The organism is Butyrivibrio sp. YAB3001, from assembly GCF_900112195.1.
GTDB lineage: Bacteria > Bacillota > Clostridia > Lachnospirales > Lachnospiraceae > Butyrivibrio.
Window position 1 is genome coordinate 31,021 of sequence record NZ_FOKR01000002.1, and the last position, 14,475, is coordinate 45,495.

Here is a 14,475-nt window from a genome sequence, read left to right on the forward strand (position 1 = left end):
CCGCGCTCGGCACGAGAATGTCGCATGCGACATTCTTTTTTATAAATTACAACACTGTTGCACGTTAAAACAATGATGTGAAATAAGGGAGGACAAGCACTGTGAAGATGAAGATTACATGTATTGCCGGAGATGGAATCGGACCTGAGATTGTCAGAGAAGCCAGGAAGGTTCTTGAAAAGATAGCAACTGTTTATGGACATGAATTTGAGTTTAACGATATTTTGATGGGTGGCTGTTCAATTGATGCTTATGGAGTTCCGCTCACAGATGAAGCAATTGCTGCTGCCAAAGAAGCTGATGCTGTTTTAATGGGGTCAATTGGTGGAAATACTTCAACTTCACCATGGTATAAGTTAGAACCATCATTAAGACCTGAAGCAGGACTTTTAAAACTTCGTAAATCACTTAATCTTTTTGCAAATTTAAGACCTGCTTATCTTTATCCTGTTCTTAAAGATGCCTGCCCTTTGAAAGAATCAACCGGTGACAAGGGCTTCGATATGCTTATTATGCGTGAACTTACAGGCGGTTTATATTTTGGCGACAGAAAAACTGTTGAACGTGACGGAGAACTTGTAGCTATCGATACTCTTGAATATAAAGAAAGCGAAATAAGGCGAATTGCCATTAAAGCTTTTGATGTTGCAAGAAAACGCAGAAAGAGCGTTATCAGTGTAGATAAGGCTAATGTCCTGGATTCATCAAGACTCTGGCGCAAGGTTGTAGAGGGAGTTGCTAAGGATTATCCTGATGTAACCCTTGAACATATGCTTGTTGACAATTGCGCTATGCAGCTTGTTAAAAATCCTTCCCAGTTTGATGTTGTCCTTACTGAGAATATGTTTGGCGATATCTTATCTGATGAAGCGAGCATGATTACCGGTTCAATCGGAATGCTTCCAAGTGCATCTTTAAATGATACAAGTTTTGGCCTTTATGAACCTAGTCATGGAAGCGCGCCTGATATTGCAGGTCAGAACATAGCAAATCCTATTGCTACTATATTATCAGCTGCTATGATGCTCAGATATTCATTCAATCTTGATAAGGAAGCAGATGCCATTGAAAAAGCAGTTGAGCTTGTTCTTGAAGATGGTTATAGAACTGTTGATCTCATGTCTTCCGGACATGGTGATGAATTAAAAAATACTTCGTGCAGTGAAATGGGTGATCTAATTGCGGGACGAATTACTGATTGCAAAAACTGAAAAGAAAGTATATGACATATTGCCCCATGAGCCGGAAACGATGGCTGCAACTTTGTTTATTATAGGCATGGCTGCTTATTATATGTGGCGGATGTTTGCAATAACACCGCAACATGAAGAACTTGTAAGCTATTGTCTTTTTATAGAAAAGGGGCCGCTGTATTCGGCGATGAACTGGCCGTCGGCCAATAACCACGTTGGATATTCGGTACTGGCTTCAATCTTAAATCTTTTTGGGAATTCATATGTGGGTTTAAGGGGCGTATCATATATATGTGCAGTTTTAAATCTTGTTATTGTTTATCATATCTGTAAAAAGTATTTTACACATGCAATGCCCTTTGCAGCAGTTGTTTTATATGCTTCAATGCAGGTGGTCAATGAATACAGCGTTCAGGGAAGAGGATATACGCTTGGCACTTTTTGCTTTTTGATGACTGCTTTACTTTTAACGGATGTCTGTCGGGCTGTTGAGGATAAAAATTATCAATATGTTTTGATCGTGATTTTTATGGTGTATGGAATGTATACGATTCCGATAAGTTTTTATTGGGCTATTCCGACAGCTTTTACTGCTGTAATATTTCTTTTTATAAACGGTTTCAGGAGCAGAAGAGTTTACGCTTCTGATGTGGAGAATATTTACCTGCGCAAACTTAATGCGGTTTTAACATCGGTTTTCTTTTGCGCTATCATTACATTTTTACTTTATACTGTTTTATGGCTTACTATAGGTTCAAAGGAACTGATAAGTGACAGCAGTTCTCTGTTTTACGGGGAAACGGATTTCACTGTTTTGTTACGAAATCCAATGCTTGCCATGAGAAGAGGTATGAACTACATGAAGTCCCAAAGAGAGTTTTCTTTGGATAGCGTCAACTTATTTAAGGACCAGTTCTTTTTATGGATAAAAGAACTTTTAAATTACATGATACCTGGGCTGTGGTTGATACTTCTGGGATTTATAGTGAGCGGTCTTTGTATCATGGTTGCAGAATGTCTGAGACATTTTGAATACAGCAGAACTGTTTTGAACCTGCTTGTTATCATAAATCTTTTGTATATCTTTCTGATTCTTATAGTTACGCATAATCTGCCTCCACTCAAGGGCTTTGGTTACGGATCGTTTTTGATGACAATTTGTGTCTGCTCAACGATAGAAAAGATACTTAATGTTTTGATCAGGGTTTATAACAGTAAGATAAGTAAAAAAGACAGCGATTATCATAATGAAAACGAGAGAGTGATAAAAAACGGACACTGGTATGACGGATTGGTTGTGTATACACCGGTTATCCTTATCATGGTATTATTCTTTGCAAGGATGATGAATAAAGACTTTTATGCGCAGATTGGTATAAGAGAAAATGATATCTTTAATACCATGTACATTGCGGATATTTCCCGTAAAAGTAACCCCTGCGTTCTTGATGAGGATCAGTTGTACCTTCTTAAATTTGGTTTTGATATAGACTGTAACAAGAAAGATGTAACAGGTGCTGATATAGTTATCTTAGACAGAAATATGACAGTTCCCGGATATCGTGGTGAGTATTCGCCAAGGTGGTTTCAAACATTTGAAACTATAGACTGGGATTATCTTGATACAATGCATATTAAATATGAAAATGAATCTATCATTTTATATACGAAATAAGGAGGAGAATAATTCATGGCAAAAAATAGCGACAGAGTAATGGAAGGACTTCAGCAGGCACCACACAGAAGTTTGTTTAATGCACTTGGATTTACTGAAGAAGAAAGAAGAAAACCACTTATTGGTATTGTGAGTTCTTATAATGAGATTGTACCCGGTCATATGAATCTTGATAAGATTACGGAAGCTGTTAAGCTGGCAGTTGCCGAAGCTGGCGGAATGCCTGTTGTTGTTCCTGCTATTGCAGTATGTGACGGTATAGCTATGGGACATGTTGGCATGAAGTATTCTCTTGTTACAAGAGACCTTATTGCTGACAGCACAGAATGTCTTGCCAAGGCGCATGCTTTTGACGGTATGGTATGCATACCAAACTGCGATAAGAATGTTCCGGGACTTTTGATGGCTGCTGCAAGGGTTAACATACCTACAGTATTCGTTTCCGGAGGCCCTATGATGGCAGGACGTGTTGATGGCCACAAGACATCACTTTCATCAATGTTTGAGGCTGTAGGAAGTGTTTCTGCAGGAAAAATGACAAATGAGAAGCTCTGCGAATATGAAGAAAAGGCATGTCCTACTTGCGGTTCATGTTCCGGTATGTATACAGCTAATTCCATGAACTGTCTTACAGAAGCAATTGGTATGGGACTTCCGGGCAATGGAACAATCCCTGCAGTTTATTCTGCAAGAATAAGACTAGCTAAGCATGCAGGTTATGCTGTAATGAATCTTATAGAGAAGAATATCAGACCTAAGGATATTCTGACAAAAGAGGCATTTATGAATGCCATGGCTATGGATATGGCACTTGGCTGTTCAACAAATACCATGCTTCACCTTCCTGCGATTGCTCATGAAGCAGGTGTAGAGCTTGATATGGAAATTGCCAATGAAGTATCTGCCAAAACTCCTAACCTTTGTCATCTTGCGCCTGCAGGCCCAACTTATATGGAAGATCTTAATGAAGCCGGCGGAGTACTTGCGGTTATGAGTGAACTTGTTAAGAAGAATCTCATAAACACAGATCTTATCACAGTTACAGGAAAGACAATTAAGGAAAACCTTGAAGGCGTTACTAATCTAAATCCTGAAGTAATAAGACCTATTGAAAATCCATATATGCAGTCTGGTGGTATTGCTGTTCTTAAGGGAAATATTGCGCCAGATACAGGAATTGTTAAAAAGTCTGCTGTTGCGCCTGAGATGATGACACACGAAGGCCCTGCAAGAGTATTTGATTGTGAAGAAGATGCCATTTCAGCTATTCTTGGCGGCAAGATTGTAGCCGGCGATGTTGTAGTTATCAGATATGAAGGACCTAAGGGCGGACCTGGAATGAGAGAAATGCTCAATCCTACATCTGCTATTGCCGGAATGGGGCTTGGATCAACTGTTGCCCTCATTACAGATGGCAGATTTTCAGGAGCAAGCCGTGGAGCATCTATCGGTCATGTTTCTCCTGAAGCAGCAGTTGGTGGACCGATCGCGCTTATTGAAGAAGGCGATATTATTTGCATTGATATACCAAATAATTCACTTAATGTTAAAGTTTCTGATGAAGAACTTGCAAAGAGAAAAGAAAAATGGCAGCCAAGAGAGCCTAAGGTTACGGGAGGATATCTGTCAAGATACAGAGAACTTGTTACCAGCGGAAACAGAGGTGCTATACTTGAAGTGCCACATGCTTAAAATGTAATAAATGCTTTTTGAATTACAAACGCTTATGTCAGGGGAATGTATGAGAAAGCATTTCCCCGGCGTTTGATCTTAAATTTAGTAAAAGATAGGAGTAATAAGAAATGCAGTTGAATGGGGCTCAGATTGTTTTAGAGTGTTTAAAGGAGCAGGGTGTAGATACTATATTTGGTTATCCGGGGGGAACTATTCTTAATATCTACGACGAACTTTATATGCAGGGGGATGATTTTTTACATATTCTTACAAGCCATGAACAGGGCGCTGCACATGCGGCAGACGGTTATGCCAGATCAACAGGTAAGGTTGGTGTATGCTTTGCTACAAGCGGACCCGGTTCAACAAATCTTGTTACAGGAATTGCCACTGCCTATATGGACTCAGTTCCTATGGTTGCGATCACCTGCAATGTGAGCCTTCCTCTTTTAGGAAAAGATACTTTCCAGGAGGTTGATATCACCGGAATCACAATGCCTATAACTAAGCATGGATATATTGTTAAGGATGTAAAAGAACTTGCAGATACTATAAGAAAAGCATTTAAGATTGCAAAATCAGGCAGACCTGGTCCTGTAATAGTTGATATTACCAAGGATGTTACTGCAAAGACCTGTGATTTCAGAGCTGTTACAATTAATGATGAGCCTGATCTTCCGAAGGTTCATTCTGAGGAAATAGCAACTGCGATAAAAATGATAAAAGCTTCCAAGCGTCCTTTTATCTACGTGGGCGGAGGTGCAGTAATATCAGGTGCTTCTGAGGAACTTATGGAATTTGCCACAAAGATAAATGCGCCTGTTTGTGACACACTTATGGGCAAAGGTGCATTTGATGGTACAAATGAGCTCTATACAGGCATGATCGGTATGCATGGTACAAAGGCTTCTAATCTTGGGGTTTCAGAGTGTGATCTTTTGATAACTCTTGGAGCAAGATTTTCAGACAGAGTTACAGGAAATACCAAGACATTTGCATCCAAAGCAAAGATCCTTCAGATTGATATTGATGCCGCTGAGATCAATAAGAATGTGCACGCCAATTTTGCTATAGTTGGAGATCTTAAGATGATCCTTGGACTTCTTAACTCCAAACTTGAAAAGCTTGACCACAGTGACTGGATAAAGAAAATAGCTGATTATAAGGAAAAATATCCTTTAAGCTATGATTCTGAAAAGCTTACATGCCCATATATTATCGAAGCAATTTATGAACTTACAAAAGGAGATGCGATAATTACTACTGATGTAGGTCAGCATCAGATGTGGACAGCACAGTATTATAAATTCAGAAAGCCAAGAACTTTCCTTACATCAGGTGGCCTTGGAACAATGGGCTACGGACTTGGTGCCTGTATTGGCGCAAAAGTGGGCAATCCTGATAAGCTTTGCATTAATATTGCTGGTGATGGATGCTTTAGAATGAATATGAATGAGATGGCGACTGCATCAAGGTATGATCTGCCTATCATAGAGATTGTGATAAACAATAGTGTTCTTGGAATGGTACGTCAGTGGCAGACACTGTTTTACCAGCAGCATTATTCACAGACTGTATTTAAAGATAAAGTGGATTATTGTAAGGTGGCAGAGGGACTTGGATGTCTTGCTATCAGAGTTACAAAGAAATCAGAAGTTGTGCCTGCACTGAAAAAAGCCATGAAGTCCAAAGTGCCTGTACTCATCGACTGTATAATTGAAGAAGATGATAAGGTATTTCCTATGGTGCCTGCAGGGGCTTCCATCAGCGAAGCGTTTGATGAAAAAGATCTCGCGAAGCAGAAGAAATAAAGTTAATTTGAGGTATTATGAAAAAGAGAATTGGTATTTGTTTAAGCATTTTTTTGCTGCTGATATCACTCTTTTGCTTAGGAATAGTATTTCTTGGATATTGTTATAAAGATGTTTTTCCTGCCTTTATATGGGTAGATGATATTTATTGTACAGGAAAAACTGCAGAAGAAGTGAATAGTCAGCTGATGCAAAAATCTGCTTATGAAGGTATAAGAGTTGTTGATATATCAGGCGCGGAACTTTTGATAAAGCCTGAAGATATTGATATGACTATTTCTTACCTTGATGATGTTGAGCTTATTCAGAAATCCAGAGGTGGCCTTTACTGGTGGAAAAGCTTTTATGGAAAAAGACATTTTACTGCAAGGGCTACCGTGTATTTTGATTCCGGAAAGCTTGATGATATTTTGGCTAACTGGGAAGCTTTTCCCAGCTATGATAATGAGTTTATTTACATCACGGAAGGCAGCGATGGGTATGAACTTGTTAACAACGGGCAGAACTTCCCGAATATTGAAGAAATTCAATATGCAGTCTTTTGTGCATTGCTTGAACTAAAACCATCTATAGAACTGGCTGATGCGCAGGGACATTATGGCATGAGCTGTTATAGTGACCTTGAACCTGCAAATAATGATCAGAAGCATTTGGTTTCTCTTTATGAGAAGGTAAATGCTTTGCAGAATAAGGGCTACTCACTTGAATTTGCCGGTACAAACATAAGTCTTGGAAGAAAAGAAATCAGTGATTTTTTGCTTACTGCCAGGAATAAAGATAATTTGTTTAGCGAAGATGAAGAGTCAGAGGATTCTCAGCATGGCAAATTTATTGTGAATAACAGAGTTTATGATAAAGATGAACTGATTAGTTCCGGCATTTATGAGGATAATGGTTTTATTGTGGATGAGAATGACAATCTTATCCTGTCTGTAGAAAAAATATATGATTATGCGTCGGCATTATCAAAAAAGTATGATACAAGCTGGTGCCTTAATAATTATAAAAACGGCATTGCTACTGAGCTTTTGATAAATGAGACCAGAAAAGGTGATGGTTCTTTAATAAACACAGAAGCTGAATTTGAAAGAATAAAGAACGTATTTTTAAATCTGGATAATGACAGCCTTGACAATCAAAAGCTTACTCTTAATGATAATGTAAAAGTTTATGATGCATCAGAAAAACTTGGGAATACATATATTGAAGTCAATATGAACAGACAGCAGCTAAAGTATTATGTAGATGGCGAATTATCCATGGAAATGCCTGTTGTTACAGGAAATATTAATCGCAAAAGAGGCACGCCTGCAGGAATTTTTGATGTGTATAATAAACGTTATCACACATATTTAAGAGGGGCCGACTATGTTTCATATGTAAATTACTGGCTTGGAGTGAATAAGGGAGTTGGCATACATGATGCAACATGGAGAAACAAATTTGGCGAAGAAATATATAAATCAGATGGTTCTCATGGATGTATAAATTGTCCAAAAGATCAGGTTTCACTTCTTTGGGAAGTGGCGGATATAGGTACGCCGGTTATATTGTACTACTGATAAAATATGGGATTAAAGGAAATTATTCAAGATTTCTTTTAATCCCATTTTTCTTTTAAATGATGCAAATAAAAAATTAAATAACATTAATTATGGAATAACAATATTGACATTTTTAAAATCGGAATTAGAATAGTTTTTATAGGCTTGATTTATTGGTTTAAACAGACAGAGTGTTTTAACTATAAAACGATAATAGCCCGAAAATAAAAATATTTTCATTTATTCTTTTAATGATCAGGAGGAGTAGCAAAGTGTCAAGAGTTTACAATTTTTCGGCTGGTCCGGCAGTGTTACCGGAAGAAGTTCTTAAGAAAGCTGCTGCAGAAATGCTCGATTATGCAGGTTGCGGAATGTCTATCAATGAGATGAGCCACAGATCCAAGACATTCGACAGTGTAATTCAGACAGCAGAACAGGATATCAGAGATCTTATGAATATTCCTGACAATTACAAGGTTCTCTTTTTGCAGGGCGGCGCCAGCCAGCAGTTTGCAGCTATTCCGCTTAACCTTATGAAGAATAAGAAGGCAGCATATATAATTACAGGACAGTGGGCTAAGAAAGCATATCAGGAAGCTCAGAAGTACGGAGAAGCTATCGCAGTTGCATCAAGCGCAGACAAGACATTCTCATATATTCCTGATTGTTCAGACTTAGACATTCCTGAAGATGCAGATTATGTATATATTTGCGAAAACAATACAATCTATGGAACAAAATTTAAAACACTTCCTAACACAAAGGGACATATCCTTGTATCAGACGTTTCATCTTGCTTTTTATCTGAGCCTGTGGATGTTACCAAGTATGGCGTGATCTATGGCGGTGTTCAGAAGAATGTCGGACCTGCAGGACTTGTTATCAGCATTATAAGAGAAGACCTTATCACAGATGACGTACCTGATTACACACCTACAATGCTTAAGTGGAAGACACAGGCAGATAACGGTTCACTTTACAACACTCCTAACTGCTGGAGCATTTACATGTGTGGTCTTGTATTTAAATGGCTTAAAGAGCAGGGCGGTCTTGTAGAAATGCAAAAGAGAAATGAAGGGAAAGCCAAGGTTCTTTACGATTATCTTGATCAGAGCAAGATGTTTAAGGGAACTGTAAGAAAAGAAGACAGATCTCTTATGAATGTTCCGTTTGTAACAGATAGCGAAGAACTCAATGCAAAATTCATAGCTGAGGCTACAAAGGCTGGATTCGTAAGTCTTAAGGGACACAGAACTGTCGGCGGAATGAGAGCCAGCATTTATAATGCGATGCCAATAGAAGGCGTTAAGAAGCTTGTTGAATTTATGGATAAGTTTGAAAAAGAGAATATGTGAGGGAGAACCAATGTACAAATATAAATGCATGAATCCAATCGCGAAGATTGGACTTAACAATTTTACTGATGAATACAAAGCAGTTGATAATGTTGATGAGGCAGAAGGAATTCTTGTAAGAAGCGCAAATATGCTTGAGATGGATTTTTCTAAAAATCTTTTGGCTATTGCAAGAGCAGGTGCAGGGGTAAACAATATTCCTCTTGAAAAGTGCGCTGAAGAAGGAATCGTTGTTTTCAATACTCCGGGCGCAAATGCCAACGGTGTAAAAGAAATGGTGCTTGCTGCAATGCTTATTGCATCCCGTGACATTATCGGCGGAACAGAATGGGTTAAAGCTAATGCAGGCGATCCTGACATTGCTAAACTTACTGAGAAATCAAAAAAGAAGTTTGCCGGAACTGAAATCTTTGGCAAAAAACTTGGTATTATCGGACTTGGCGCTATTGGTGTCAGAGTTGCGAATGCCGCAAGACAGCTTGGAATGGAAGTTTACGGATATGATCCTTATCTTTCAATTGATGCTGCTTGGAGATTGTCATCAGATGTTAAGCACGTTACAAATGTTGATGATATATATTCAAAGTGCGATATTATCACAATTCATGTGCCTGCGCTTGATTCTACCAAGGGAATGATAAATGCAGCTGCAATCGCAAAGATGAAAAAAGGAGTTATTATCCTTAATCTTGCAAGAGATATTCTTTGCAACGAAGCTGATATACTTGCAGGAATCAATTCAGGCAAGATCCGCAAGTATGTTACTGATTTCCCGAATCCAACTATTGCAGGTCATGACGGTTGTATCGTTATTCCTCATTTGGGAGCATCTACAGAAGAATCTGAAGATAACTGCGCAGTCAAGGCTGTTCTTGAACTCAAGGATTATCTTGAAAACGGAAATATCAATAATTCAGTAAACCTTCCAAACTGCGACATGGGAATCTGCGTTCGTCCTCGTATTGGAATTATCCATAAGAACGTTGCAAACATGATCAGTCAGTTCTCAAAGGTGTTTGGTGATGCAGGTTATAACATCTCAGATATGACCAATAAGTCCAAGGGCGATTACGCTTATACATTGATTGACCTTGAAGATGAGATTAAAGATGAACTCGTTGAGAAAATTGCAAATATAGAAGATGTTATAAGAGTAAGAGTAGTAAAGAAAAACGTATAATTTTTTATCTTCTTAAAAGAAAAACACGAGCCGTTTGCCAGTATTATTGACAAACGGCTCGTATGCGAGTATGAAAGATTATATATAAAATAGAAAACCAGGAGAATTGATAATGGCTGATATAAAACCCTTTAACGCATTTAGACCAAATGGGAAAAAGGCGGAAATTATTGCTTCACTTCCCTATGACGTTTTTAACAGACAGGAAGCTTATGAAAAGGTAAGAAAAGAACCTGATTCTTTTCTTGCTATCGACAGGCCAGAAACACAGTTTGAACCTGATCATGATATGTATGCGCCTGAAGTTTATGATAAGGCGAGACAGATGCTTGATGAAAAGATTCAAAAGGGTGATTTTATCCAGGATGAAAAGCCCTGCTATTATATTTATGAGCAGACAATGAATGGAAGATGCCAGACAGGAATTGTTGCCTGCGCTTCAATAGATGACTACCTTTCCGGTGTTATCAAGAAACATGAGAATACCCGTGAAGAAAAAGAAATCGACAGGATAAATCATGTTTATACCTGTGATGCGCAGACTGGACCTATTTTTTTGTGTTATAGAAAGAATCGTCTTATATCTGATCTTGTTGAAAAGATCAAGGAAGTGGATGAACCGGTATATGATTTTACATCAGAAGACGGAGTAAGAAACCGAATTTTTGTTGTATCTGATTCGGATGAGATAGATACTATCTGCAGGGTGTTTACCACTATAAAGTCTGTTTATATTGCTGATGGACACCACAGATGCGCATCAGCTGTTAAAGTGGGACTTAAGAAAAGAAAAGAGCTTGAAGGTAATATAAAGGGAAAACTTAATTCAGATTACTTTTTATCAGTATTATTCCCTGACGAAGAGCTCATGATAATGGATTATAACAGAGTGGTAAAAGACTTAAACGGACTTTCCGAGCTTGAATTTGTTGGAAAGATAAAAGAAAAATTTGATATTCAGGAAGAAACAGAACAGGTCAAACCATCCAAAAAAGGCGAGTATGGAATGTTTTTGGATCGAAAATGGTACAAATTAACAGCAAAGGAAAGCTGTTACAGGGGCGACCCGGTTGAAGACCTTGATGTCTCTGTGCTGCAAAATGAAGTCCTTTCTAAAATTCTTGGAATAGGGGATCCAAGAACTGACAAGAGAATTGATTTCGTTGGAGGAATAAGAGGACTTTCGGAGCTTGAGAAGCGCTGCGAAAAAGACATGAAAGTGGCATTTTCTTTATATCCTACATCAATAAAGGAACTCTTTGATGTTGCAGATGCAGGTCTTTTGATGCCACCAAAGTCTACATGGTTTGAACCAAAGTTACTTAGTGGGTTATTTATTCACAAAATTAGTGGTATGATATAGATGTATGCTGAAAAAAAGTAAAAAAACAAAGAGAAAACTGACATTTTTCTTAGTTTTAATTCAATTCGGAGGGGAATAAGGTGAATAATAAACTTTATAAAATGATGAATTGGCCTGAAATTGAAGAGATTATCTATTCTGACGGTGATAATCCACATCGGATTCTTGGGGCGCATAAGGTTGGAAGCAGCTATCTCATTCAGGCTTTTTATCCTGATGCTGAATCTGTTAAGGTCTACATTGAGAATACTAAAAAGGAATACGAGATGGAGCTTGCAGATGAAGCCGGCTTTTATGCGATTATTGTTCCCTATGTAGAAAAGATAAAGTATAAGTACATTATTAAAGATGCAAAAGGAAATGAAACTACGCTTTATGATCCATATGCATTTGAACCGCTAATGGACAGGGAGGATTTCATAAAGTTTGGAAGTGGCATTCATTATCATATTTATGAAAAACTTGGCGCTCATCCTATGACCAGAAATGGTGTGGATGGAACAGAATTTGCAGTATGGGCGCCTTCTGCTGCAAGAGTTAGTGTAATTGGCGATTTTAATGGCTGGGATGGAAGAATCTGTCAGATGCACAGACTTGATCCTATCGGTGTTTTTGAGATATTTATTCCCGGGGCAAAAGAGCATGATGGCTATCAGTTTGAGATAAAAACCAGGAGTGGAATCGTATTTAAGAGACCTGATCCATTTGCATTTGCTTCTAAGGGCGAAAATGGAATGATCTCTGTTATCAGGAGAAATGATCAGATTAACTGGACAGATGACAAGTGGCTTTCAAATAGAAGAAAGTTCAAGCTTGACGAGGATGCTCTTTCAATCTGTGAAATATCTCTTGAGGCTTTTGCGGACAGACATGGTCAGAAGAGCACTATGGAAGAAATTACAGGAGATATTCTTGATTTTGTTCAGAATCATGGCTTCAACACTGTTGAACTCATGCCTGTAATGAAACATTTACCGGGACATTTTTATCACATTTTGGATTTCTTTGCTCTTGATGAATCAAGCGGTGATATTTGTGAGTTTATGTCTTTTGTCAATGCAATGCACAATGCCGGAATAAGAGTAATCCTTGACTGGGTTCCAACTCTTTTCCCTAAGTCATCATGCGGTCTTAGTGATTTTGATGGAAGAACACTTTTTGAATATGAGGACCCAAGAGTTGGCATACGTCCTAAGTCTGGTGATCTTGTCTTTGATTATGGAAGAAAAGAAGTTACAAATTTCCTTATCTCCAATGCTTTGTATTGGATTGAAAACTTCCATATTGATGGATTCAGAACTTCAGATATTTCAAGGATCATCTACCTTGATTATGATAGAAACCCTGGTGAGTGGATGCCTAATATCTATGGCGGAAATGAGAATCTGGAGGCACTTGAATTCCTTAGACAGTTTAACCAGATAATTCACAAGAATAATCCGGGTGTAATCACAATTACCAAGGAAACAGCCTGCTGGCCAAATCTTACTGATGATATAGAAAATGGCGGACTTGGATTCGACTTTAAGTGGAACAATGGATGGACAAATGAATTCCTCTCATATATGGAAAATGATCCGCTCTTTAGGGCAGGTCACCATGATGAACTTACAGTTAGTCTGATTTATAGTTATACAGAGCGATTTGTGCTTGCGTTTACTCATGAAGATATGGAGAAGGGACTTGAGGGTTTGTATTATCTGATGCCCGGCGATTCTTCACAGAAGATGGGTAATTTGAGACTTGCTCTTTCATACATGATGGTTCATCCAGGCAGAAAGCATCTTTACATGGAACCGGATGCTCTTACCATAGATCAGGCTGTATTTGTTGAGAATCTTCTTAAGAAGCTGAATGGTCTCTACTTTAGTCACGATGCGCTTCATCAGCTAGACAGTTCTGACAGCGGATTTGAGTGGATCAATAATATGGCATCAGATGACTGCATGGTTTCTTTTGTCAGAAAGAGCATAAACGATGGCGAAACACTTCTTGTTGTTGCCAATATGGCTGGCGTAGAAAGAGATTATGAGATAGGTGTTCCTGTTGACGGACGCTATAACGAGATATTTAACAGCGATGATCTTAGCTACGGCGGAACCGGTATTCTTAATCCTGGCAAAATGGAAACCAGAAGAAAAGATGTTGATGGAAGAAACTATTGCATATCAATAAAGCTTGCGCCGGTTTCTCTTTCAATATTAAGTTATACACCTTATACAGAGCAGGAAAAGAAAATCCGTGCAATTAAGGAAGAGGAAGAGATTCTTAAAGAAAACGAGCGCCAGGAGAAGATAAAGGCTCTTAAGGAAAGACAGAATCTTGAAGAGCAGAAGCTTCTTGCTGAACTTAAAATCAAATATGAAAAAGAACTTGCTGAGCAGGAAAAGGCTATTGAGGAAAAATATGCCAAGATTGAGGAAGAGAGAATCTTTAGCATAGTAACAGATGAAGCGATAAAGAGTGCTGAGAGCGACAAAGAAAAATCATCTGATAAAGCAAAGCCTGAAGCAAAGACAGTAAAGGCTAAAACTACTTCAAAGGCAAAGACTACAAAAGAAAAAACAAGCGCAAAGCCTGCTTCTAAAACAACAAAGAAAACAGGTACTGCAAAGACAACAAAGACAACAAAGACAACAAAAACTACTAAAACATCCAAGAAGACTGAATGATCAGGGAT

General features: G+C 38.4%; 9 protein-coding genes. All 9 read left to right on the forward strand.

Translation table 11 applies throughout. The features are described 5' to 3' along the window. Positions 1 to 107 precede the first annotated feature (107 nt). The 9 genes from leuB to glgB all read left to right on the forward strand — a co-directional run bounded on the left by leuB (position 108) and on the right by glgB (position 14,467). Positions 108 to 1,211, forward strand: coding sequence for a 3-isopropylmalate dehydrogenase (leuB, locus tag BM086_RS00125; protein ID WP_092323444.1), 1,104 nt, complete (start codon positions 108 to 110; stop codon positions 1,209 to 1,211). After that, complete coding sequence (locus BM086_RS00130) at positions 1,180 to 2,868, forward strand: glycosyltransferase family 39 protein (protein ID WP_141107678.1); 1,689 nt, start codon at positions 1,180 to 1,182, stop codon at positions 2,866 to 2,868. Before leuB ends, BM086_RS00130 begins: the two co-directional genes overlap by 32 nt. Positions 2,869 to 2,883: 15 nt before the next feature. After that, positions 2,884 to 4,560 (forward strand): dihydroxy-acid dehydratase, encoded by a 1,677-nt coding sequence (gene ilvD / locus BM086_RS00135; protein ID WP_092321627.1) that lies wholly within the window; start codon positions 2,884 to 2,886, stop codon positions 4,558 to 4,560. A 110-nt stretch (positions 4,561 to 4,670) separates the two neighbouring features. Continuing rightward, entirely contained in the window at positions 4,671 to 6,353 is a 1,683-nt protein-coding gene (gene ilvB / locus BM086_RS00140) for a biosynthetic-type acetolactate synthase large subunit (RefSeq protein ID WP_092321630.1), read from the forward strand. 17 nt (positions 6,354 to 6,370) lie between these two features. Next, complete coding sequence (locus tag BM086_RS00145; protein ID WP_092321633.1) at positions 6,371 to 7,915, forward strand: L,D-transpeptidase; 1,545 nt, start codon at positions 6,371 to 6,373, stop codon at positions 7,913 to 7,915. A gap of 254 nt (positions 7,916 to 8,169) precedes the next feature. Then, complete coding sequence (serC, locus tag BM086_RS00150) at positions 8,170 to 9,252, forward strand: 3-phosphoserine/phosphohydroxythreonine transaminase (RefSeq protein WP_175560037.1); 1,083 nt, start codon at positions 8,170 to 8,172, stop codon at positions 9,250 to 9,252. Positions 9,253 to 9,262: 10 nt separating this feature from the next. Beyond that, complete coding sequence (locus BM086_RS00155) at positions 9,263 to 10,432, forward strand: phosphoglycerate dehydrogenase (RefSeq protein WP_092321639.1); 1,170 nt, start codon at positions 9,263 to 9,265, stop codon at positions 10,430 to 10,432. 112 nt (positions 10,433 to 10,544) lie between these two features. Continuing rightward, positions 10,545 to 11,795, forward strand: a complete 1,251-nt coding sequence (locus tag BM086_RS00160) for a DUF1015 domain-containing protein (protein WP_092321642.1) — start codon at positions 10,545 to 10,547, stop codon at positions 11,793 to 11,795. Positions 11,796 to 11,875: 80 nt separating this feature from the next. After that, positions 11,876 to 14,467 (forward strand): 1,4-alpha-glucan branching protein GlgB, encoded by a 2,592-nt coding sequence (glgB, locus tag BM086_RS00165; RefSeq protein WP_092321645.1) that lies wholly within the window; start codon positions 11,876 to 11,878, stop codon positions 14,465 to 14,467. Positions 14,468 to 14,475: the final 8 nt, after the last annotated feature.